This window comes from Bradyrhizobium sp. JYMT SZCCT0428 (assembly GCF_018131075.1).
Classification (GTDB): Bacteria; Pseudomonadota; Alphaproteobacteria; order Rhizobiales; family Xanthobacteraceae; genus Bradyrhizobium.
Genome location: NZ_JAFCLS010000028.1, coordinates 28,470 through 51,282 on the forward strand (window position 1 = coordinate 28,470; position 22,813 = coordinate 51,282).

The window sequence follows — 22,813 nt, forward strand, 5'->3', positions numbered from 1 at the left end:
CATAATCTCAGCGAATACCAACATGCAACTCCGCGAGCTCGAATGTTTCCGCACTCTAATGCTTTCCGGAACGATGACTCGAGCCGCGGAGGAACTCGGAATTAGCCAGCCGGCAGTGAGCGCTACGATAGCGACGCTCGAGAAGAAGATCGGATTTACCCTGTTCGCACGTCAAGCTGGGCGACTCAGGCCCACGCCCGAAGCGCACTTGTTCTTCAATGAGGTCAGCCGCTCGCTGGTCGCGTTCGAGAGCACCGAACGAGCCGCTGCAGAGATCCGGGAGGGTAAGCGAGGCAGTTTGTCGATCCTCGCTTACCCAAGCATCTCTATAGCGCTGCTCCCGAGAATCCTGTCCCTATTCATGGCGGAGCGTCCGGATATCCGGATCAACCTTGTCTCCAGAAGCTCATATGTGGTGAAGGAGCTGATCTCGACGCAGCAATTCGACTTTGCAATTGCCGAGCTTCCGACCGACCATCCAGCGGACAGAACGGAGCGATTTTCATACAGATGCGACTGCATTCTGCCGAACGATCACTCTCTCGTCGCGCGCGATGTTGTAACGGCCCAAGATTTGAGCAACATCCCATTCATTTCTCTATTTCGAGATCACACGACTTCTCACCAGCTCGCAACCGCGTTTTCGTTGGCCAATGCAAGATGGAACATCGCCGCCGAGGTTCAATATTTCGTCTCCGTCTGCGAATTGGTTGCCGCCGGCTGCGGAGTGGGACTTGTTGATCCCGTCATCAGCGCCCCGTTCACAGGAGAGGTCACGCGACGTCGTTTCGAGCCTGCGATCACCTATGAGATCGGCTTACTCTACCCCGACAGGGCTCTATCCGTGATCGCGCAGGAGTTCGTGGCTCTTGTTAGGAAGCATCTCGCTGATTGCCAATATCCGGTGAGCAATGCTACCTCGCGCCCCTGAAGCAACGGACACGTTTCGGCATGGCATAAGCGGATCTGAGGTTCCAATAGACTCTTCTTATGCTGTCGACCTTGCCGTTCATGCAGGATCGCTGCACTTTAACGTGGGCTGGGCAAATCTCCGGATCTGGTGAATTTGGCAGAGGACCACCAAATGAGCGAAGCGCCTCAACTGCTAAACTTACATTGGCCCATACGAATGGCGCACCGATCCAATCCGACGACAGGCGCAAAACCGACGGGATGATCACGCTTAAGTCGTAGGCTAATTCTTTCAACATGGCCGCCGAAGAGCTCGCAACATGACCCTACCTGACGTATTTAGGCACCTTGGCAATCGCCTTACCGTAAGTGCGGTAGAGCAATTTTCACGCTTTATCGAAGTTTCCTATGGCGAGTATCTGGCGATGGAGTTTGTCGCTTGCCGACGGGTCGAGGGCGAGCCCGAGAGTTCGAGCAAGGTGGAAAACGTTCTTGATGAAATGTGGTGGCGAGCGGAAAGCTCGGGCTCGCGATCCCGAGGCTGCCCCTAACCCGATCGAGTTGGTCCTCGATCGAGTTGAGGGGCACCCTAAAAAGGAGCTTTCGTCAACGCGATCATCATTCAAGCAGAGAACGCGATCAAGTGCTTACTCACGGTGGCGTCGTTCCAGCACGGCCAGGCGAGACCTCTCGCCATAAGTCGCAATTAACAAGAAGCCAGTTGTCCGGTTGGCATCAGCATCTAGCCGATAAGCCAAGAGCTTCAAAGCGAAGGCGGCCTCGGAACCAAATGAGCAATGGCACCTTATAAAAACGACCTCTCCATTGCTCTTTTCTTGAACGGTAATCGGAAGTGCCGATTGGACGCTATTTGCTCGGAGTCGGAAGCGCATTGATGGCGCTTCTTTTCATTGCAGACCTCTATATTCCTCGAAGTACAGCATCGTTTGGACGGGAAGGTCGGATCGACAAGTCGATTATAAGGATAACGTCCAGTCATAAGTGGCCCGAAAAGGTCGTGTATGACACCAGCCTGCCAACGATTATGCCCCTGCCCGCCGTCGCCGTAGCAGAGCCTCCACGTTCTTCGTCAAATGCTCACAACTCTTTTGCCGAATTGGTTACGGTCCAGCCGGTCTCGAAACGCAATGTGCGTTCTAAGCGGAAAGTCGCCCGGCGAGCAACCGGACCTCGGGTCGCGTATCGAGTACCGCTTCCGGAGACTTGGCCTTCAGAACAATGGTGAGTGCACGGAACCAAGGTTCCGGTCACCGCATTGTGGTTCACTGACATTCACTGAAGCTAGGAAAAGCTGACCGATTGGTCATGCGCCCGTTCGTGCAGGCTCTCAACAAAAGCTAAAAGTTTGATGTGCTCTGGAGGAGAAATGTGGCCCGAACGCAACGAGAAGGATGACAATAGTCGATGACGTCACTCTTTCAGACGGGTTCAGGAGATAATCCCGGCTCGGCTTCATCAGCTGCTGAGCACTTTTTGGTTTCCACCTTTGTACATCGAATGCTGCGACTTAGGAATCATGCGACGCGCAGTCATTTCGGGCCGGCTGCTTTGTTTCAAAATGACATTGAGATCGTACGGCGCAATCAGCGGGAATGACCGTTGACGACGAAATGGCGCCCAGCTCAGCGATCAAACACCTACACCGCAGTATTCAGGCACGAATAGGCGGAAGATCATGAGACCGTTACCCCTACTGTTACCCCAAGGCCACTTTTAACCTGTGAGACCAGCAGGATTTCACGCCAAGATATTGTAAATGCTGGCGATCCCGGCATGACTCGAACATGCGACCGACGGTTTAGGAAACGCCAAGCCGTTGGCGGCGGCGGGATGGCCTCTGACGTGCGCCGCAAAGAACGCTTCCATGTTGGTGATCCAATCGTCGATGTCATCCGGCAGGTGCAAAGTAAAAACAGGGAGGGGGTTCTGGTGTCCTAGGAACATAATCCGCAATAAGCGGGCTTGGGTTGCAGCCCGGGCGTCAGCCCGAAGGGGTATTTACGAGTGCGTGGCGACGGCCCGCCCATGCGTTGGGGGTTGAAAGGGGGGTTGCCTCTGGTCGCCTCGGAGGCGGCCTAGGCGCGAGCTTTCAGGGTTCAAAGCCAGCACTACTGGGGTCGTTCCGGGGGTCTTATCCACATTTTAGGAAATATTTCAATTAATTCAATCATATATGGCGGAGAGGGAGGGATTCGAACCCCCGATAGGCTTGCACCTATGCCGCATTTCGAGTGCGGTGCATTCGACCACTCTGCCACCTCTCCAGGCGCCATTTTGGGGTGATTCCTCACCCGCGGTCGGGGCGAGTTCTAGGCGAGGACGACGGGCCAGACAAGGCGCGGGGGCAAGATTTTCGCTGACGCCCAGGCGTACCCAGGACCTGAAAAAAGGAGGCGAAAAATGGAGCATTTGACGGTTCGAGCCAATGGCGCGGCGTTCCATGTCGCCCGCGCCGGGAAAGGGCAGCCGCTATTATTGCTGCATGGCTGGCCCGAATTCTGGCTGACCTGGGAGCCTGTCATGGCGCGGCTCGCCGATCGCTTCACGCTTTATGCGCCCGACCTGCGCGGTTTTGGCCACAGCGACAAGCCCAATGGGCCGCACGGTCCCGATCAGCACGCAGCCGACATGCTGGCGCTGATGGACGCGCTCGGCCTGAAGCAGGCCGGCATTGTCGGCCACGATGTCGGCGGCGGGCTGATGCAGCCGATGGCGCGCGCCGCGCCGGAACGCATCGCCGGATTGTTCTTCTTCGATTTTCTCTATCCCGGCATCGGGCGGCGGATGGCGGAGCCGGACCGGCTGAACCATATCTGGTACCAGTCGCTCAACCAGCTGGAGATCGCACCAATCCTGATCGGCGCCAGCCGCGAAAGCTGCCGCGCCTATATCGGCTATTTCCTGACACATTGGAGCCATCGCAGCCGAGCCTTCGACGACGTGCTCGAGGCGTTCGTCGACAATTTCCTGAAAGACGGCAACCTCGCCGGCGGCTTTGCGTATTACCGCGGTGCGCATGCCGGGCGGATCCGGATGCTGAAGGGCGAGGCGCCCAGGCTGGCGCCGATCGATCTGCCGACCTGCGTTCGCTGGGCCGAACACGATCCGCTGTTTCCCTATGCCTGGACCGATCGGCTCGGCGAGACCTTTTCAAATCTCGATCTCGCGATGTTTGAAGGCGTCGGTCACTTCGCGCATCGCGAGGATCCCGACCGCGCGGCATCCGAGATCGCGGCGTTCTTCCAACGCATCGGCTGGAAATGAGTGGGAGATAAAGGTGGGGCCGCCAGACGCGACAAAACACTGACGGCCCCGTGCCGCTACTTTGAAATTCTGGCCGGGAAGTGCGGCTTCGCCGGTCAGCTGGAGCGACGATTTGACGGTAGCGGCGCGCGCGGAAAGGGCAACGCGATCCCGGTTTTAACCTAACCAGTCAACCTTACCGCGCGCGACGGAACTCTCATCGCGCGCAGCGCTGGAATCGGGAAGATCGCTCCGGCCCCTTATTTGCAGGGGTTTTGCGCAATGTGTGCCGGCATTAACCGAACTCGCTTGCGCCTGTTAATCTTTACCCTTCTTTGCTTTCTTGTCGTCCTTGTCGCCGTCGCCCTTGTCTTTGGCCTTTTCGCCCTTGCCGTTTTCTTTCCTGCGATTGGTGAAGCGCGCATTGCCGAGACCGGTGCCGATGGTCAGCACGCCCCATCGTTCGACATCCTGCATGTAAGGGACCTCGGAAAGCCCCTGCACGACGCCGTCATTATGCATCAACACCGCCGTGTCGTGATCGCCGATCATCGGTATGGCTTCCACGAGACTTGCCGGCAGATTGAATTTGCTGCTCTCCCAATTGCCCGGCAGATTCTGGGCGCCTTTTTCGATCGAGCCATCCCCGTTGATCACGCCGGGACAGGCGATACCGATGAAAGGCGCCAGCTTGTGGCCCTCTTTTTCAGCCTCGGTGATCAGATCCTTCAGCATCTTGACCAGCCGTTTCACCGCGCCCTCGCGCGTCGGCTCGTCGTCGGCATGCCGCCACAGTTCGGACTTCCACACCTCGGCCTTCGAAAGATCGGGCGTCTTCTTCCAGCGCGTCTCGACCACGCCGCAGCGGATGTTGGTGCCGCCGATATCGACGCTCAGGATGCTGTCATAGCCCTCGAAAATCCATGACGGCGCCAGGTGCAGCGCGCCGATCAGGCCGGCGTCATCCGGATGAAAACGGATCGGCACCAGATCGACGTCATGCTCCTCGGCCCTGAGGAGAAGCCCGGTGCGGGCGATCGCGAGTTCGCCGACCCGGCTTTGCCGGAATCCGCCACCGACCACGATGCGCTCGGTATCGGCCCATGCCTTGGTCTTGAGGAAGCGCCCGGTCACATAGGCAAGCTCCTGCGCGAATTCCTCGATCGCGCCATGCACCAGCGCGGCGGCCGCGAGATCGTCGCCCACCAGCGCCTCGTCGAGGTCGCCCTTGGCGATCTCGTCCGTGGATTTTTTCCCGAGCGGATCGTCGCCGTTTTTCTTCAGCGGCTTGCGCAGCGTATCCAGTATCTTGCGAAACGCGCCCTTGCTGGCGCGGTCACCGAGGAACCCGTCATCGTCCTTCAGCTCTATATTAAAGCTGTCGACCTCGACGGACGGTAGACGGCCTGCGCCGTGGCGGGCGATGCCCGTCGTTGTGACTGTGTCTTCTGCCATTTTTGCCCTAGCCCAACCGGATTTCGGTGACACAACGGGCGGGGAACCCTTTGGTTTCACTTGGGCGAGTGGCCAATGGCTGATGGCGAGCAGCGAACAGGCCGCCCTATTCGCCGTTTCCTGACCCAAATCCTTCATTTGGCCCGGTTTTTGGGCTCCTTTGCCTTGACTCGGGGCTGCCAGCGGCTATAAGTCCCGGCATCGGGCGCGGGATTTCTCGCGCCGCTTGTTGTTGCGCGAATTTGAGGGCTCACGCCCCGACCGTGCGAAAATTGTACCCATAACGACTGACCAAAAAGCCGACCCGGACATGCCCCAGTGGGGAGACGTCCGAGGCCGGGATCGAACACGAAGGAATAAAACGATGTTCGCAGTCATCAAAACCGGCGGCCGGCAATACCGGGTCGTTCCGAATGATGTACTCGAGATAGGCAAGATCGCCGGCGAAGTCGGCACGATCGTGCAGCTTGGCGAAGTTCTGGTGCTCGGCGGTGACACGCCGGTGCTGGGCATGCCCACGGTTGCCGGCGCCTCGGTCGCGGCAGAAGTGCTGGACCACAAGCGCGGCGCCAAGGTGATCGCGTTCAAGAAGCGCCGCCGCAAGAATTCGCGCCGCAAGCGCGGCTATCGCGACGAGCTCACGGTGCTTCGCATCACCGAGATCCTGGCCGATAACGCCAAGCCTTCGATCGGCCCGCGGCCGAAGAAGGAAAAGGTCGTCGCGGCGCCCGCCGAGGGCGACGAGGCACCGGCGGCCAAGAAGGCGCCCGCAAAAAAGGCTCCGGCCAAGAAGGCCGCAGCCAAGAAGTGATATCAGCGCATCAAGATTTGATGCGTGACAAAGCGTGAAATGATTCCGTCAAGGAATTGATCTAGATTACGGCGAAGTTGGAGACGGGCCATGGCTCACAAAAAAGCAGGCGGTTCATCGCGGAACGGACGTGATTCAGCAGGCAAGCGCCTTGGCATCAAGGCGTATGGCGGCGAGCACGTGATCCCCGGCAACATTATCGCGCGTCAGCGCGGCACCACCTGGCATCCCGGCCTTAATGTGGGCATGGGCACCGACCATACTTTGTTCGCCAAGATCGAAGGTCACGTCGAGTTCCGTGCAAAAGGCAATGGCCGCACTTTCGTATCGGTTGTTCCGATGGCGGAGGCGGCCGAATAGACGGCGGACAACATGAGTCCGCCGGGTCCTGTTGAACCGGCGGAGTCAAAAAGGGCTCCAAGGGGAGGCGGGAAACCGGCCTCCCTTTTTGTTTGCGTATGTTTTCGCATTTCAGGAGCCCGACATGTTGCAGGACATCCCGACCCCGACATTGCGTGAAGCGAGTCCATGCGTCCTCGAGACCGAGCGGCTGACCTTGCGCCGGCCGACGCTCGCGGACGTAAAAGCGATTGCGTACCTCGCCAACGATCGCCGCATTGCGGAAAACACCCGCCGCCTGCCGCATCCGTACTCCAGGGATCACGCCGTCGAATTCGTGCGCGCGTTGGGCGGTGGCCGGGCAACCGTGTTCCTGATCGAGAACAACCATTCGCCGCTCGGCATGGTCGGCATCGACTGGCGCGAGCCGGACGCGCCGGAACTCGGCTATTGGCTTGGCGTCGAGCATTGGGGCCAAGGTTTTGGCACCGAAGCTGCGCGCGCGGTGATCGATTTTCACTTCGAGGAGTTCGATGCCGAGCACCTGATATCAGGCGCCCGCGTCGCCAACCCCTCCTCACGCAACATCCTGGAGAAATGCGGCTTCCAGTGGAGCGGCGTCGAGCTGCATCGCTTCGAGGCGCTGGGATCGTCGACCCCGGTCGATTGTTTTCGGCTGTCGCGCAGCGTCTGGTCGTCGCTGAAGAACTGGGGCACTTCAACGCGGCGGGAGCAATAGGCTCCTCCGCGTCGTCCCGGCGAAGGCCGGGACCCATACTCCGTGCTCTCTCGGCCTGGCCACCGGCGGCCGCCACCTTCTGCAACAATCAAGGCCGGTGGCTATGGGTCCCGGCCTTCGCCCGCGAGTCACGCCGGCGGATTAACCACCGTCTCCTCGCGCCCCAGCTTCTGCTCGCGCAGGAAGATGTAAAGTCCGGCGCCGATGATGATCGCGGCACCCACGATGGTCGCCGGTGACGGCACGTCCCCCCACACCACGAAGCCGAAGATCACCGCCCACACGATCATCGAATATTGATACGGCACCACGACGCTGGCCGGCGCCAGCTTCAGCGAGCGGTTGACGCATAGCAGCGCGCACACCGAAATAATGCCCGCCGCGGCAAACAGGCCGAGGCTGCCGGGCGACGGCGTCACCCAGCCAAACGGCGACATCACCGCGCCGAGCAGGAAGGTGCCGGCGAATTGCGATGACGCCAGCACGATATCCGGCGTCGCCCGCAGCGAGCGCGTGATCAGCATCAGCAACGCGAATGAAAAGCTGCCGCCGAGCGCGATCATCGCGGGCCAGCTCACGGTCTGCGCCGACGGCCGCAGCGCGATCAATACGCCGACGAAGCCGATCAGAATCGCGCTCCAGCGCCGCCAGCCGACGCGCTCGCCCAACACCAGCCCGGACAGCGCCGTGACGAAAATCGGCGCCGCCAGATAATAGGTGATGACGTCGGCGAGCGGCAGATAGACGGTCGCGATAAAGAAGGCGGCAACTTCCAGCGTGGAGAGAGTCACCCGGAGCAATTGCAGCCAGGGCCGTTCCAGGCGCATGAATTCGGCGCGCTGCCTCCAGATGATCGGCAGCAGCAACAGGAGCGCCGCGCAGGCCCGCAGCCACAGCAATTGCCCGACCGAATAGGTCGCGACCAGGAACTTGCCGAGCGCGTCGCCGAACGAGAACATGAAGATCGACAGCAGCATCAATCCGATGCCGGCCAGCCGCGCGGAACGCTCGTCATAGGTGGATGGTTTTGCGAAGAGGCTCATCGATGAATTCGGCGTTTCCCCGGCATGGCTGGACTTGCTCCGGCCATCGACGTCTTTTTGTTGCTGCGATGTTTTAAAGACGCGGACGCCCGGGATGTCCAGTGCGAAGGCGCGCTTTGTGCGTTTACCCCTCATGACGAATTGAACGGATTGTCGCAGTATCCCCTCTGCGATACCGGTACGTCATCGCGCAAAGCACAACAGGAATCAGCCATGACCGACTTCGACCCCGCGCAACATCGCATGGTGCCGGAACAGCGTTGGTTCGAGGATTTCAAGCTCGGCGAGCGTTTCGTGATCCCGAGCCGGACCCAGACCTCGGCCGTGTTCGCCGCGTTCCAGACCGCGAGCGGCGATACCCACCCGATCCACTACGATGTCGAATATTGCCGCGCCCGCGGCATGCCGGACCTGCTCGCGCATGGATTCCAGACCCTGGTGCACACCGCGCCGGGCGCCGGGCTGTTTCCTTACATTGTCGAGGAATCGCTGATCGGATTTCTCGAACAGTCGAGTCGGTTCCTCAAGCCGGTCTATGCCGGCGACACCATCTATCCCGCGCTTGAAGTAACCGAACTTGTCCCCGGCCGCAGCACCGGCGTGGTGACGCTGCGCTCGAGCGTGTTCAATCAGCGCAAGGAGCTGGTGCTCGAGGGCATGCAGAAGTTTCTGATCCGCAAGCGGCCGACCTGATCGCGTCTCGTTCGGTCACCCAGCCCCGATGTGAGCTGGTCGGAGCGATATCGCGCCTTGGCGGCCGAAATATCGCCCAAGGCCGCAAAAAGGCCCGAAAATTAAGGCTTTTCGCCAATGTTTGATGGCTTGAGGGTTGCCGCAGCGGCCTCCCTGCCTTACCTAGTACCTATTCTGCACCGATTGATCGGAACGAGGCTCCAGCGCTCGTTTGACGCGTTTACCGCAGATAAGTCTACGCAATCTGCGTAAACTTGATTGCATCGCGCATCCGCTGCCCAATTCGCTCGAAAACGCCATAGAAGCCATTATGAAATTCCTTGACGAAGCAAAGGTCTATATCCGCTCCGGCGACGGCGGCAACGGCTGCGTGGCGTTCCGCCGCGAGAAGTTCATCGAGTTTGGTGGTCCTTCCGGCGGCAATGGCGGCCGCGGCGGCGATGTCGTCATCGAAGTGGTCGATGGCCTGAACACGCTGATCGACTATCGATATCAGCAGCACTTCAAGGCGCAAAAGGGCACCAATGGCATGGGCAAGGACCGCCATGGCGCCAACGGCAAGTCGATCGTGCTCAAGGTGCCGGTCGGCACGCAGATCTTCGATGAAGATCGCGAAACGCTGATCCACGACTTCACCACGCTCGGCGAAAAATTCGTGCTGGCCGAAGGCGGCAATGGCGGCTTCGGCAATGCGCATTTCAAATCCTCCACCAACCGCGCCCCGCGCAACGCCAATCCCGGCCAGGAAGGCGAGGAACGCTGGATCTGGCTGCGGCTGAAACTGATCGCCGATGCCGGCCTCGTCGGCCTGCCCAATGCCGGCAAATCGACCTTCCTCTCCGTCGTCAGCGCGGCAAAGCCGAAGATCGCGGACTATCCCTTCACCACACTGCATCCGCAGCTCGGCGTCGTGAACGCGCAGGGCCGCGAATTCGTGCTGGCGGATATTCCGGGCCTGATCGAGGGCGCGCATGAAGGCGCCGGGCTCGGCGACCGGTTTTTGGGCCATGTCGAGCGCTGCCGCGTGCTGCTGCATCTGATCGATGCGACCTGCGAACATGCCGGCAAGGCCTACAAGACGGTCCGCACCGAACTCGACGCCTATGAAGGATCGCTTGCCGAGAAGATCGAAATCGTGGCGCTCAACAAGATCGATGCCGTGACGCCGGACGAATTGAAGAAGCAAAAGGACCGGCTGAAACGCGCGGCGAAGAAAACGCCGCTGCTGATCTCGGCCGTGACCGGCGAAGGCATGCCGGAAGCGCTGAAGGCGCTGGTCGAGGTGATCGGCGAGGCCCCGGTTTCGCTGAAAGCCAAGGGCGGCGCGGCACAGGCCGAGCCCTGGACCCCGGCGACGCCGCAGGGCTGACCTCGCACTGCGAGTACGTTTGCAATCGGCCGTTCGATATTGCAGCATCGGACGATTGAAATCGTACCCTGTGTGAAGCATGCCGCAGCCGAAGAACGTCCTCTGGATCATGTGCGATCAGCTTCGCTATGATTATCTGGGCTGTACCGGCCACCCGACGCTGACCACGCCGAACATCGATGCGATGGCGAAACGCGGCGTGCGCTTCTCAAAAGCCTATGTGCAGTCACCGATCTGCGGCCCCTCGCGGATGTCGTTCTACACCGGCCGCTACATGCGCTCGCACGGCTCGCACTGGAACGGCTGGCCGCTGCGGGTCGGCGAGCCCACGCTCGGCGATCACCTGAACAAGATCGGCGTCCGCAACGTGCTGGTCGGCAAGACCCACATGGCGCCTGATATCGAAGGCCTGAAGGCACTGGGGATCGCGCCGGATTCCATCATCGGCGTGCATGTGTCGGAATGCGGTTTCGAGCCCTATGAACGCGACGACGGCCTGCATCCCGATAACCGGCCCCGCCCGCGCTACGACAATTATCTGCGTGAGCAGGGATATGAAGCCACCAACCCATGGGAGCATTGGGCCAATTCAGGCGCTGCCGATGACGGCGCGCTGCAGAACGGCTGGTTGTTGGTGCACGCCGACAAGGCCGCGCGCGTCCCGGAAGAGCATTCCGAAACGCCTTACATGACGCGCCGCGCGATGGACTTCATTGCGGAAGCCGAAACGGACGGACGCCCCTGGTGCCTGCATCTGTCCTATATCAAGCCGCATTGGCCCTATATCGCCCCCGAACCCTACGCCAGCATGTACAGCGCCGCCGACATCCTTCCTGCAGTGCGTTCGGAGAAGGAGCGTCAGGAAGCCCATCCAGTGTTCGCCGCCTACATGGACATGCGCTACTCGCGCAACATGGCGCGCGACGAGGCACGGGAAAAGGTCATCCCGACCTATATGGGCCTGATCAAGCAGATCGACGACCAGATGGGCGTCTTGATGCAGTTCCTGGAAAGCCGCGGCCTGCTCGACACCACGATGATCGTGTTCACCTCCGACCATGGCGACTATCTCGGCGACCACTGGATGGGCGAGAAGGATCTGTTCCACGATCAATCCGCCAAAATCCCGCTGATCGTGATCGATCCGTCGCGCGAGGCCGACGCGACGCGCGGCACCGTCAGCGATGCGCTGGTCGAGGCGATCGATCTGGCGCCGACCTTCATCGAGTATTTCGGCGGCAAGGCGCCGGATCATATCCTCGAGGGCCGCTCCCTGATGCCGCTGCTGCACGGCGCAGCACCCGCCGATTGGCGCAAGGTGGTGTTCTCAGAATATGACTTCTGCATGCAAGACGTTCGGCTGAAGCTCAATCAGCCGATCGAGCAATGCCGCCTGTTCATGGTGTTCGACGGCCGCTGGAAATATGTTCAGGCCTCAGGTTTTCGCCCGATGCTCTACGACCTCGAAAACGACCCGCAGGAATTCGCCGATCGCGGCGAGGACCCCGCCTGCGCTGACGTGATCGCGCGGCTGCAAGCGGCGCTGTTCGACTGGGCGCTGCATCCCAAGATGCACATCACCACGCCGAACGCGAAGATCGCCGCCTACGCGGAGAAGCAGCTTCAGGTCAAGAACGGCGTCCTGATCGGCATCTGGGACGAGGCGGAGCTCGCCGCGATCCGCAAGCGGATTGCCACGCAATAGCGCCGGGAGGCTCTCCCATGCATGTCCTCGCTGCCCTGCTTCTCGCGCTCGTCACCACCCTGCCCGCCTCCGCCCAGATCGCCCCGACCGAGGCGGAAGTGCGTGCCTATGGCGGCCTGCACGCCGCGGCCGCCCGGGGCGACATCGCCGAAATCGAAAAGCGCATCGCCTCGAATGAAAACAAGGAAGTGACCGACAGCCGGCAGCGAACGCCGCTGCACGTCGCCGTCTACCTGCAAAAGCACGATGCCGCCCGCGCCCTGATCCGGCTTGGCGCCGATCCCAACAAGCTTGAAGCCGACCGTTACGACATCATCACGATCGCGGCGGTCGCCAACGATGTGCCGATGCTCCGGATTGCGATCGAGGGTGGAGGCAACCCAAAGGCCGTCACCAGCCGCTACGACGGCACGGCCCTGATCGCGGCAGCCCATCTTGGCCATGCTGAAGTGGTGCGAATGCTGATCGCCGCCAAGGCACCGCTGGATCACGTCAACAATCTGAAATGGACCGCGCTGATCGAATCCATCGTGCTTGGCGACGGCGGCAGGAACCACACCGAGACGCTGCGTGCCCTGGTCGAGGCCGGCGCCGACGTGAACATTCCGGACGGCAGTGGCGCGACACCGCTCAAACTCGCCAAAGGTCGCGGCTATCGCGAGATGGTGGCCATCCTGGAAAAGGCCGGCGCGAAGTGAGCGAAAGTCTCAGAGCCCATTTTCAAGCCGACATCGATGCGCAGCGCTCACAAACTTCAATTCGTGATCTTGTAGCCCGTGGCCTTCACGATCGGCTGCCAAAACGCGGTGTCGGCGGCGAGCGCTTTGGTCAGATCTTCCGGGGTTGAACCGACCGGAATGAGCGAGACGGCATTGAGCTTCTCCTTCACATCGGGCTTTGCCAGCACTTCCGCCGCGGCGGCGCTCAGCTTCTTGGCGAAATCAGGCGAACTGCCCGCCGGCAGCCACATGCCGTACCAGCCGTCCGCCACCAGGTCGACGCCGGCCTCCTTCAGGTTCGGCACATCAGGCAGGAAAGGCGAGCGCGCCGGGCCGCTCACCGCGACGATGCGGATGCCGCCGGCGCGGTGCTGCGTGATGGTGTCCGAAAGCGTCGTGACCGCGAATGGGATGTGCCCGCCGATGAGATCGGTGATGATCGGCGCGGAGCCACGATACGCCACGCGCGTCATGGAAAGGCCAAGCGCCTTTTCGAGCTGCCATCCGGTGAAATGCGGAATGGTGCCGCTCGACGGCACGCCGTAACTGGCTTTCGAGGGATTGGCTTTGATCCAGGCCACCAATTGCTTGAAGTCCGTCACGCCGATCGATGGGCTCACCACCACAACGAATTCGAAGCGGGCAATGAGACCGGGATGAAATCCTTCGCGGAGTCGTAGCTCGGCTGGTTCTCCACCATCGGCAGCAGGTACATGGTCGGGCCGGTCGTCACCAGAACGGTGGTGGTGTCGGGGGCGGCGCCCTTCACGGCCCGTATGCCGATCAGCCCATCGCCGCCGGTACGGTTCTCGACGATGACGCTGCGGTCGATCAGTGGCGGGAGATGTTGCGCCAGCTGGCGGCATAACATGTCGCCGCTGCCGCCGGCCGCGAACGGAAAGATGATCCTGGTCAGCGGCCCGGACTGGCCGAACGCCTCTCCGGCACCAGCGGCCAACGACCATCCGATGCTTCCGGCCAAAAACTTCCGACGATCCATTTACCTTCCCCCGAGAAATTCGACCGATTACACCAGACTGCGGCCATCATTGAAACATAGCTCAGGCGCCGCCGGGTCGCTTGCACCGGCCCCCGTCCTGCTGCAAAACAGCGCCAATTCCGCAACATTCGAACCCGAACCAATGGCCCGCCCCGCGCTCAAGAATTTCCGCCGTATCGTCGTCAAGGTCGGCTCGTCGCTGCTGATCGATTCAGACGCCGGCGAGGTGCGCTCGTCCTGGCTATCAGCGCTGGCCGCCGATATCGCCAAGCTGCACGGCCAGGGCCGCGACGTGCTGGTGGTCTCGTCGGGCTCGATTGCACTCGGGCGCAGCCGCCTCAAGCTGCCGCGCGGGCCGTTGAAACTGGAAGAAAGCCAGGGCGCGGCGGCGGTCGGACAGATCGCGCTGGCGCGGATCTGGTCGGAAGTGCTCGGCAATCACGGCATCGGGGCCGGGCAAATTCTGGTGACGCTGCAGGACACCGAGGAGCGCCGGCGCTACCTCAATGCCCGCTCGACCATCGCCAAACTGCTGGAATGGCGCGCGGTGCCCGTCATCAATGAGAACGACACGGTCGCCACCAACGAAATCCGCTACGGCGACAATGACCGCCTCGCCGCGCGCGTCGCCACCATGACGAGCGCCGATTTGCTGATCCTGCTGTCCGACATCGACGGCCTCTACGATGCGCCGCCCGGCGCCAATCCCAACGCCAAACTGATTCCGATCGTGGAATCCGTCACCTCGGAGATCGAGGCGATGGCCGGGGCTGCCGAATCCGAACTGTCACGCGGCGGCATGTACACCAAGATCGAAGCGGCGAAGATCGCGACCACCGCCGGGACGCACATGTTGATTGCGTCGGGCAAGATCGAGCATCCGCTGCAGGCCATCGCCGACGGCGGCCGCTGCACCTGGTTCCTGACGCCGGCCAATCCCGTCACCGCGCGAAAACGCTGGATCGCGGGATCGCTGGAGCCGAAGGGCACGCTGACCATCGACGCCGGTGCGGTTACCGCGCTGCGCGCCGGAAAGAGCCTGCTGCCGGCCGGCGTGATCCGGATCGACGGCCAGTTCGCCCGCGGCGACGCCGTGGTGGTGCGCGGCCCGGATACCCACGAGATCGGCCGCGGCCTCGTCGCCTATGACGCCGAGGACGCCGAAAAGATCAAAGGCCGCTCCTCCCCTGATGTAATGGCCATTCTTGGCATCAGCGGCCGGGCCGAGATGATCCACCGCGATGATTTGGTGGTGGGGCCTGCCGGGGCTATTCCGGCCAAATAGGCCATTGGCCGACCTCCCGGCCCCGCGCCCGCCCACCAGCCATGCCGGGTCCGCACCTCGCAAGAGCGGGATTTCCGTGCTAGGACATGACCTTAACCCGATACCTGACGTCTACCTGGGACCGCCATGACCGCGCCGCTGAAAGCCATCGACGGCAACGCCGATTTACCCGCTTTGATGACCGAACTCGCTTCCCGCGCGCGCGCTGCTGCGCGGGTGCTGGCGCTGGCCTCGCCCGAACAGAAAAACCGGGCGCTCGACGCCATCGCGTCCGCGATCCGCAGCCATGCGCCTGATATCCTCGCCGCCAATGCCGAGGACGTCGCCGAAGTGCGCACCGGCGGCGCGACCTCGGCCTTCATCGATCGCCTGACGCTGACGCCGGCCCGGGTCGAGGCGATGGCCGAGGGTGTCGCGACCGTGCGCGCCATTGCCGACCCGATCGGCGCCGTCACCGAAAGCTGGCAGCGCCCCAACGGCATGACCATCGAGCGCGTGCGGGTGCCGCTCGGCGTCATCGCCGTGATCTTCGAAAGCCGCCCCAACGTCACCGCCGACGCCGGCGTGCTGTGCCTGAAGTCCGGCAACGCCGTGATCCTGCGCGGCGGCTCCGACAGTTTCCGTTCCTGCCGTGCGATCCATGATTGCCTGGTGCAGGGTCTTCGCGAAGCCGGCCTGCCCGAGGCCGCGATCACGCTGGTGCCGACCCGTGATCGCGCGGCCGTCGGCCTGCTGCTCACCGGCTTGAACGGCGGCGTCGACGTGATCGTGCCACGCGGCGGCAAGAGTCTGGTCGCGCGCGTCGAAGCCGAAGCGCGCGTGCCGGTGTTTGCGCATCTGGAAGGTGTCAACCACGTCTATGTCGATCACACCGCCAAGCTCGAAATGGCGAAGTCGATCGTGCTCAATGCCAAGATGCGCCGTCCCGGCGTCTGTGGTGCCGCGGAAACCTTGCTGGTCGATCGCGCCGGTGCGTCTGTCAGCCTCAAGCCGCTGGTCGAAATGCTGATCGATGCCGGCTGTGAAGTGCGCGGCGACGCCGCCGTGCAGCGCGTCGACAGCAGGGTGAAAGCAGCCTCCGACGAAGACTGGGACACCGAATATGAGGATGCGATCATCGCGGCGAAAGTTGTCGATGGGCTCGATGACGCGATCGCGCATATCCAGAATCACGGCTCGCACCACACCGATGCGATCGTGACGGAAGACGCCGATGCCGCCGAGAAATTCCTCAACGAGGTCGACTCGGCGATCGTGCTGCATAACGCATCGACGCAATTCGCCGATGGCGGCGAATTCGGCTTCGGCGCCGAGATCGGCATTGCCACCGGCAAATTCCACGCCCGCGGCCCTGTCGGCGCCGAGCAACTGACGAGTTTCAAATATCGCGTCCACGGCACCGGGCAGACGCGGCCGTGACCCTGACAACACGTTCGAGCAAACCCGCGCGCGCGCAGTGGCGGCATTGATGCCGCCGCAATCAGCTTCGCAAGCGATCCCGTTCCACACCAACGGCATGCGCGTCGGCCTGCTCGGCGGCTCGTTCAATCCGCCGCACGCGGCGCACCGCGCCATCAGCCAGTTCGCGCTGAAGCGTCTGAAGCTCGACCGTGTCTGGTGGCTGCTGACACCGGGCAATCCGCTGAAGGATAATGGCGGGCTGCATGACCTGTCCGAACGCGCCGATGCAGCGCGGAAAGTCGCCGACGATCCGCGCATCGATATCAGCTGTCTCGAAGCTGTCATTGGCGTCAGGTACACTGTCGATACGATCATCCATCTGCGGCGCCGCGTCTCCGGCGTGCATTTTGTCTGGATCATGGGCGCTGACAACCTTGCGCAGTTCCATCGCTGGAAGGATTGGCGGCGCATCGCGTCCGAGGTTCCGATCGCTGTGATCGACCGCCCCCCACAGAGTTTCCGGGCGCTGGCCGCACCCGCCGCCCAGGCGCTGGCGCGCTACCGCCTGCCCGAGAATCAGGCTGCCCGGCTGGCGGAGCAGCGCCCGCCCGCCTGGGCTTTCCTGACCGGCATGAAACTGACCCTGTCTTCGACCGGCCTTCGGAACTCGGACGGAAGCTGGAGGACGAAGTGAGCCTGAGGCCAACTGGAATATTGAAACCGTTAACCCCACATGCCTAATATAGCCCGTGGACACCAAGATTCGGCGTTCGCGATACAGTGAAAGGAATGGTCCCTGGCCACATCTGTATTGTCCAAGTCTGTTTTGCCCAAGGTTTCCAAGACTTCTGCAGAGAAGACGACTGCAAAACCTGCTGCAAAAACCGCGCGTAAAACATCGACCAAAGCTGCGGCCTTGAAGGTGCAACCCGACGCCGACAAGACGCTGAATATGATCCTCTCCCGCCTCGACGATATGAAGGCGGAAGAAACGGTCACCATCGACCTTCGCGGCAAATCCGCCTTTTCCGACTACATGATCGTCACCACAGGCCGGGCCAACCGGCATGTCGGCGCGATCGCGGAAAACGTGACCAAAGCCCTGAAGGAAACCGGTATCAAAGGCATCCATGTCGAGGGCTTGCCCAATTGCGACTGGGTGCTGATCGATTCCGGCGATGTGGTCGTGCACGTATTCAGACCCGAGGTGCGCGAATTCTACAATCTGGAAAGATTGTGGACGCAAAACCCGGCGGCGGCGAAGGCGATCTAGGTTTTTGAGCCGATGCGAATCGGCTGCAGCGCATGTCGCGTGCGCGCGCCGTTGGCGCGCGGGTGAACGATTTGACGCTTTTTCGGCGCGGCATGCTTTGAATGAAGATCGTCGTCGTTTCAATCGGCCGGCTGAAACAGGGCCCGGAGCGGGAACTGGCCGAACGCTATCGCGAGCGATTCGAGGACATCGGCCGCAAGCTCGGCTTTCGCGGCCTCGAGATTCATGAAATTCCGGAAAGCCGCGCGCGCGACGCCGCGACCCGGATCGCCGAAGAGGCAGCTGCGATTTCAGCGCTGATCCCGGAGAAATGCGTGCTGGTGGCGCTCGACGAACGCGGCAAGAGCATCGACAGCGCAAGCTTCGCCCAGCAGCTCGGGCGCTGGCGGGATGAAGCGGTCGCCAACACTATTTTCACAATCGGCGGCGCGGACGGACTTTCGCCCGATTTGCAGCGCAGAGCCAAACTGCGCATTGCGTTCGGCTCGGCGACCTGGCCGCATCAAATGGTCCGCGTCATGCTTCTGGAACAGATTTACCGGGCCGCGACCATTTTGGCGGGCCATCCTTATCACCGCGTGTAATGCACGCTAGCGTGAATACCGACTATAAATACAGAGAGCGCTGAATAACTGGATGCACACAACACGGGACATTCAAGTACGCCCTGACGCCATCGGTCACGATGGGCTGTTGGCGTCGCGTGTTCCGCTTTGCATCGTGCTGCTGTCCGCAAGCCTGATGGGTCTTTCGATTTCGCCGGCGGCCGCGCAGGTGACAGCGCCCGCTCAGCCGGCGTCGGCCCAACAATTGCCCGCCCAACAAGCCGCCGCGCCTTCCCCCGAAGCCATCAAGGAACGCGAGCAGGAACTGGAAGCTGCGCGAGAGCAGCAGAAGAAGGCCGCCGAGCTGCAGCAGAAGCTGAAAGCCGACATCGCAGCGATCGGGCAGGACCGCAGCAAGCTCAATGCGCAGCTGATCGACATCGCCGCCCAGGTGCGCGGCGTGGAAACGCGCATCGGCGACGCCGAAGCGCGGCTGCGTCCGCTCGACAGCCGAGAGCAGCAGATTCGCGGCTCCCTCGACTCGCGCCGCACCGAGATCATCGAGGTGCTGGCGGCGCTGCAGCGTGCCGGACGGCGCACACCGCCGGCGCTGCTGGTCCGCCCGGAAGACGCGCTGCAATCGCTCCGCACCGCCATGCTGCTCGGTGCTGTTGTGCCCGAACTGCGCGGTCGCGCGGAAAGATTGGCCAACGATCTCGGCGAACTCGTCGCGCTCCGCAAGACCATCGCCACCGAGCGCGATGCGCTGGCGCTCGACCGTGACAAGTTGAAAGACGATCAGATCCGGATGGCGGCGCTGGTCGAGGAGCGGCAGCGCAAGCAGAGCGCGATCGAAAAAGACATGGAAGCGGAAGGCGCCCGCGCCATCACGCTGTCCAAACAGGTCGACAGTTTGCAGGGCCTGATCGCCAAACTGGAGCAGGACCTGAAAAGCGCCGCCAAGGCGGCTGCCACCGCCAGCCTGAAGGGGGCCCCGGTGACCCCCGGCGGCAAGCCCAATCTGGGGGCACTGAAGGATCCTGCCCGGCTCAGCCCGGCGATCGCCTTTGCCTCCGCCAAGGGATTGTTCGCCCTGCCGGTCAATGGCCGCAAGATTCGCGATTTTGGCGGTTCCGACGGCGCGGGTGGCGTCGAAAAAGGCATTTCCTTGGCAACCCGGGCCGGCGCCCAGGTCACAACCCCGTGTGACGGCTGGGTTGTTTACGCCGGGCCGTTCCGCAGCTACGGACAACTCTTGATCCTTAATGCCGGTGGCGGGTATCATGTCCTGATCGCCGGGATGGAGCGCATTTCGGTTAACATCGGCCAGTTTGTACTTACGGGGGAGCCGGTCGCCACCATGGGATCGACATCCCAGGTTGCATCCATCCTCGCCACCACCGCGAGTCAACCCGTGCTCTATGTTGAGTTCCGTAAGGACGGCACTCCAATCGATCCAGGCCCATGGTGGGCCGCAAATGAAGGCGAAAAGGTTCGCGGATGATGCGCAAGACTTCAGTAATTCTCCTCAGCGCCGCCACCGGCGCAGCATTGACGCTCTTCGTGACGCAGCCTCGTTCTGTGCTGATGGGATCGGTCGCGCGTGCGGCGACCTCGGACACCTATCGCCAGCTCAATCTGTTTGGCGATGTGTTCGAGCGTGTGCGCAGCGACTACGTCGAGAAGCCGGACGATTCCAAGCTGGTCGAGTCCGCCATCTCGGGCATGCTGGCCGGTCTCGATCCGCATTCCAGCTACATGGACGCCAAGAGCTTCCGCGACATGCAGGTGCAGACCCGCGGTGAGTTCGGCGGCCTCGGCATCGAAGTCACGATGGAAGACGGCCTGATCAAGGTCGTGTCCCCGATCGACGACACGCCGGCGTCGAAGGCCGGCATCATGGCCAACGACATCATCACCAATCTCGACGACGAAGCCGTGCAGGGTCTCACCCTCAACCAGGCCGTCGAGAAGATGCGCGGGCCGGTCAACACCAAGATCCGGCTCAAGATCATCCGCAAGGGCCAGGACAATCCGATCGAAGTCACGCTGGTGCGCGACAATATCCGCGTCCGTTCAGTGCGCGCCCGCGTCGAACAGGACGACATCGCCTATATCCGCATCACGACCTTCAACGAGCAGACCACCGAGGGCCTCAAGCGCGAGATCGGCAATCTGACGAACCAGATCGGCGCCGACAAGCTGAAGGGCTTCATCATCGACATGCGCAACAATCCCGGCGGCTTGCTGGAGGAAGCGGTGACGGTTTCCGACACCTTCCTCGAGCGCGGCGAGATCGTCTCGACCCGCGGCCGCAATGCCGAGGAAACCCAGCGCCGCGCCGCGCATGTCGGCGACCTGACAAAGGGCAAGCCGGTGATCGTGCTGATCAACGGTGGCTCCGCCTCCGCTTCCGAAATCGTCGCGGGCGCGCTGCAGGACCACAAGCGCGCGACGCTGATCGGTACCCGCTCGTTCGGCAAGGGCTCGGTCCAGACCATCATCCCGCTCGGCAGCGGCAACGGCGCGCTGCGTCTGACCACCGCGCGCTATTACACGCCGTCGGGCAAATCGATCCAGGCCAAAGGCATCGTTCCCGATATCGAGGTGCTGCAGGACGTTCCCGACGAGCTGAAGTCGCGTACCGACACCAAGGGCGAAGCCTCGCTCCGCGGCCATCTGAAGAACGACGGCGACGAGAAGACCGGCTCACAATCCTACGTGCCGCCGGACGCCAAGGACGACAAGGCGCTGAAGACCGCGGCCGACCTGCTGCACGGCATCAAGTCCACCGCGGCGCCCGCCACCGGCGACAAGGCGGCGATCGACAAGCCCGCCACCAAGGCGGCGAACTGATCGAACCCAAGTCTAATCGAACCTAAGCCAATTCCCGTGAAAAGGGCGGCCTTCGGGCCGCCCTTTTTGTTGCCGGTTCCAACTCCCCCCGCGCCATCCCGGGGTTGGCGGCTTTTGAGTGGGTCGCGAGCGCTCGAATCGGGTCCATCGTGGTATCGTCACGGTTGATTCGGGGAGGTTCATGACGGAAACGGCCGACGAGCTGAGCACGCCGCTCGGACAGGACACCAAGCGCAAGAAGCGCCGGTTCCGGCTGCCGTTCACCGCGATGCAGGCGCTGGCCGTGCTGCTCGGCCTGTTCCTGGTCGGCTTTGCCAGCATCGCCCTGTTTACGGACAATCCCTTTGGCGGCGAGCCGGTCGCGCACGTCGCCATGCGCAAGACGCCCGTGTCTGACGAGAAAGCCACCGCGGCCGGTCCCGCCGAACAGGCTGCGAAATCCGCGCCCAAACAGGCTGCGGCCGGCGAGAACAAGACCGTCACCATCATCGACGGATCCAGCGGCAAGCGGCAGGACGTCGTGATCGGCGGCGATGCCGGCAACAACAACGATGCGGAGACAGCGCCCGCAACCGCGATGGCCGGCATCGATCCGCGCCTGCTGGAGAAGTCGCGCTACGGCATGATCCCGGTGGTTGCCGACGGCCTGAAGCCGTTTACGGTCTATGCCGCCGACGCCGACCGCGCCAAGGCCGCCAAAATGCCGGTTGTCGCCATCGTCGTCGGAGGCCTCGGTGTCGGCGCCGCCAAGACGGTTGATGCCATCATGAAGTTGCCGCCCGCCGTGACGCTGGCGTTCACGCCCTATGGGGCCGACCCGACGAAGCTCGCCGAGCGCGCGCGGGCGCAACGCCACGAGATCCTGCTGCAGGTTCCGATGGAGCCGTTCGATTATCCCGACAACGATCCCGGCCCGCAGACCCTGCTGACGACGCTGTCGCCCGAGCAGAATATCGACCGTCTGTATTGGCATATGAGCCGGATCCAGGGCTATGCGGGGATCGCCAACTTCATGGGCGCGCGCTTCGTGGCGACGGATGCCGTGATGCAGCCGATCATCCGCGAGGCGGCCAAGCGCGGCCTCGGCTATCTCGATGATGGCTCCACCCCGCGCAGCGCCGCCCCCGCATTGGCGGCGGGTCAGGCGATGCCCTTCACCAAGGCCGATTTCACCATCGACGCGGTGCCGACCTCGGCCGAAATCGACCGGACGCTGCTCAAGCTCGAAACCCTGGCCAAGGAACGCGGCCTGGCCGTCGGCGTCGCCTCTGCCCTGCCGATTTCGATCGAACGGCTCGCCGCCTGGATCAAGACGCTCGAGACCCGTGGCATCCTGCTTGTGCCATTGACAACGGCGATGCTGAAATCAAAATCAGGCTAGCGATCAACCTGATGGCGCCGATC

General features: G+C 62.3%; 19 protein-coding genes, 1 tRNA gene and 1 pseudogene. 17 read left to right on the forward strand and 4 right to left on the reverse strand.

All coding sequences use genetic code 11. The annotated features are described in order from the left end of the window. The first annotated feature begins 22 nt into the window (after positions 1-22). Complete coding sequence (locus JQ575_RS26140; RefSeq protein WP_212036014.1) at positions 23-931, forward strand: LysR substrate-binding domain-containing protein; 909 nt, start codon at positions 23-25, stop codon at positions 929-931. Positions 932-3,107: 2,176 nt separating this feature from the next. On the opposite strand, the gene JQ575_RS26145 is transcribed toward JQ575_RS26140, so the two are convergent. Beyond that, positions 3,108-3,197: transfer RNA gene (locus JQ575_RS26145), tRNA-Ser, on the reverse strand. A gap of 136 nt (positions 3,198-3,333) precedes the next feature. Here JQ575_RS26145 and JQ575_RS26150 point away from each other — a divergent pair. Then, on the forward strand, positions 3,334-4,197 hold the full coding sequence (locus tag JQ575_RS26150; protein WP_212036015.1) for an alpha/beta fold hydrolase: 864 nt from the start codon (positions 3,334-3,336) through the stop codon (positions 4,195-4,197). 297 nt (positions 4,198-4,494) lie between these two features. Here JQ575_RS26150 and JQ575_RS26155 read toward each other — a convergent pair whose 3' ends face one another. Continuing rightward, on the reverse strand, positions 4,495-5,631 hold the full coding sequence (locus tag JQ575_RS26155; protein ID WP_212036016.1) for an ROK family protein: 1,137 nt from the start codon (positions 5,629-5,631) through the stop codon (positions 4,495-4,497). A gap of 364 nt (positions 5,632-5,995) precedes the next feature. On the opposite strand from JQ575_RS26155, the gene rplU reads away from it, so the two are divergent. From rplU to JQ575_RS26170, 3 genes are all read left to right on the forward strand, one after another. Continuing rightward, entirely contained in the window at positions 5,996-6,442 is a 447-nt protein-coding gene (rplU, locus tag JQ575_RS26160; protein WP_211999221.1) for a 50S ribosomal protein L21, read from the forward strand. 90 nt (positions 6,443-6,532) lie between these two features. Next, a complete protein-coding gene (rpmA, locus tag JQ575_RS26165) occupies positions 6,533-6,802 on the forward strand; it encodes a 50S ribosomal protein L27 (protein ID WP_192739055.1) in 270 nt (89 codons plus the stop codon). A gap of 124 nt (positions 6,803-6,926) precedes the next feature. Next, positions 6,927-7,520: a GNAT family N-acetyltransferase gene (locus tag JQ575_RS26170; protein ID WP_212036017.1), complete on the forward strand. Its 594-nt coding sequence runs from the start codon at positions 6,927-6,929 to the stop codon at positions 7,518-7,520. Between the two features lie 128 nt (positions 7,521-7,648). Here JQ575_RS26170 and JQ575_RS26175 read toward each other — a convergent pair whose 3' ends face one another. Next, the gene (locus tag JQ575_RS26175; protein ID WP_212036018.1) at positions 7,649-8,563 is read right to left on the reverse strand and encodes a DMT family transporter; all 915 of its coding nucleotides are present in this window, start codon (positions 8,561-8,563) and stop codon (positions 7,649-7,651) included. A 213-nt stretch (positions 8,564-8,776) separates the two neighbouring features. Here JQ575_RS26175 and JQ575_RS26180 point away from each other — a divergent pair, with 213 nt between their 5' ends. The 4 genes from JQ575_RS26180 (at position 8,777) to JQ575_RS26195 (ending at position 13,028) form a co-directional block, all read left to right on the forward strand. After that, positions 8,777-9,256, forward strand: coding sequence for a MaoC family dehydratase (locus JQ575_RS26180; RefSeq protein WP_212036019.1), 480 nt, complete (start codon positions 8,777-8,779; stop codon positions 9,254-9,256). Between the two features lie 310 nt (positions 9,257-9,566). After that, complete coding sequence (obgE, locus tag JQ575_RS26185) at positions 9,567-10,625, forward strand: GTPase ObgE (protein ID WP_212036020.1); 1,059 nt, start codon at positions 9,567-9,569, stop codon at positions 10,623-10,625. A gap of 79 nt (positions 10,626-10,704) precedes the next feature. Then, positions 10,705-12,330, forward strand: a complete 1,626-nt coding sequence (locus tag JQ575_RS26190; protein WP_212036021.1) for an alkaline phosphatase family protein — start codon at positions 10,705-10,707, stop codon at positions 12,328-12,330. Between the two features lie 17 nt (positions 12,331-12,347). Beyond that, positions 12,348-13,028: an ankyrin repeat domain-containing protein gene (locus JQ575_RS26195; protein WP_212036022.1), complete on the forward strand. Its 681-nt coding sequence runs from the start codon at positions 12,348-12,350 to the stop codon at positions 13,026-13,028. A 56-nt stretch (positions 13,029-13,084) separates the two neighbouring features. On the opposite strand, the pseudogene JQ575_RS46570 reads toward JQ575_RS26195, so the two are convergent. Next, positions 13,085-14,049, reverse strand: a pseudogene (locus JQ575_RS46570) (Bug family tripartite tricarboxylate transporter substrate binding protein). Between the two features lie 142 nt (positions 14,050-14,191). Between JQ575_RS46570 and proB the strand changes: the two are divergent. The 8 genes from proB to JQ575_RS26240 all read left to right on the forward strand — a co-directional run bounded on the left by proB (position 14,192) and on the right by JQ575_RS26240 (position 22,790). Further along, entirely contained in the window at positions 14,192-15,334 is a 1,143-nt protein-coding gene (gene proB / locus JQ575_RS26205) for a glutamate 5-kinase (protein WP_212036023.1), read from the forward strand. A 126-nt stretch (positions 15,335-15,460) separates the two neighbouring features. Further along, on the forward strand, positions 15,461-16,753 hold the full coding sequence (locus JQ575_RS26210; protein ID WP_212036024.1) for a glutamate-5-semialdehyde dehydrogenase: 1,293 nt from the start codon (positions 15,461-15,463) through the stop codon (positions 16,751-16,753). A 49-nt stretch (positions 16,754-16,802) separates the two neighbouring features. Next, positions 16,803-17,429: a nicotinate-nucleotide adenylyltransferase gene (locus tag JQ575_RS26215; protein ID WP_212036025.1), complete on the forward strand. Its 627-nt coding sequence runs from the start codon at positions 16,803-16,805 to the stop codon at positions 17,427-17,429. A 222-nt stretch (positions 17,430-17,651) separates the two neighbouring features. After that, a complete protein-coding gene (gene rsfS / locus JQ575_RS26220) occupies positions 17,652-18,008 on the forward strand; it encodes a ribosome silencing factor (RefSeq protein ID WP_212036026.1) in 357 nt (118 codons plus the stop codon). A 101-nt stretch (positions 18,009-18,109) separates the two neighbouring features. Then, positions 18,110-18,592: a 23S rRNA (pseudouridine(1915)-N(3))-methyltransferase RlmH gene (gene rlmH / locus JQ575_RS26225; protein ID WP_212036027.1), complete on the forward strand. Its 483-nt coding sequence runs from the start codon at positions 18,110-18,112 to the stop codon at positions 18,590-18,592. Between the two features lie 157 nt (positions 18,593-18,749). Beyond that, a complete protein-coding gene (locus tag JQ575_RS26230) occupies positions 18,750-20,057 on the forward strand; it encodes a murein hydrolase activator EnvC (RefSeq protein WP_212036091.1) in 1,308 nt (435 codons plus the stop codon). Next, on the forward strand, positions 20,054-21,409 hold the full coding sequence (locus JQ575_RS26235) for a S41 family peptidase (protein ID WP_192739042.1): 1,356 nt from the start codon (positions 20,054-20,056) through the stop codon (positions 21,407-21,409). The genes JQ575_RS26230 and JQ575_RS26235 overlap by 4 nt, the downstream gene beginning before the upstream one ends. A gap of 181 nt (positions 21,410-21,590) precedes the next feature. Continuing rightward, on the forward strand, positions 21,591-22,790 hold the full coding sequence (locus JQ575_RS26240; RefSeq protein ID WP_212036028.1) for a divergent polysaccharide deacetylase family protein: 1,200 nt from the start codon (positions 21,591-21,593) through the stop codon (positions 22,788-22,790). Positions 22,791-22,813: the final 23 nt, after the last annotated feature.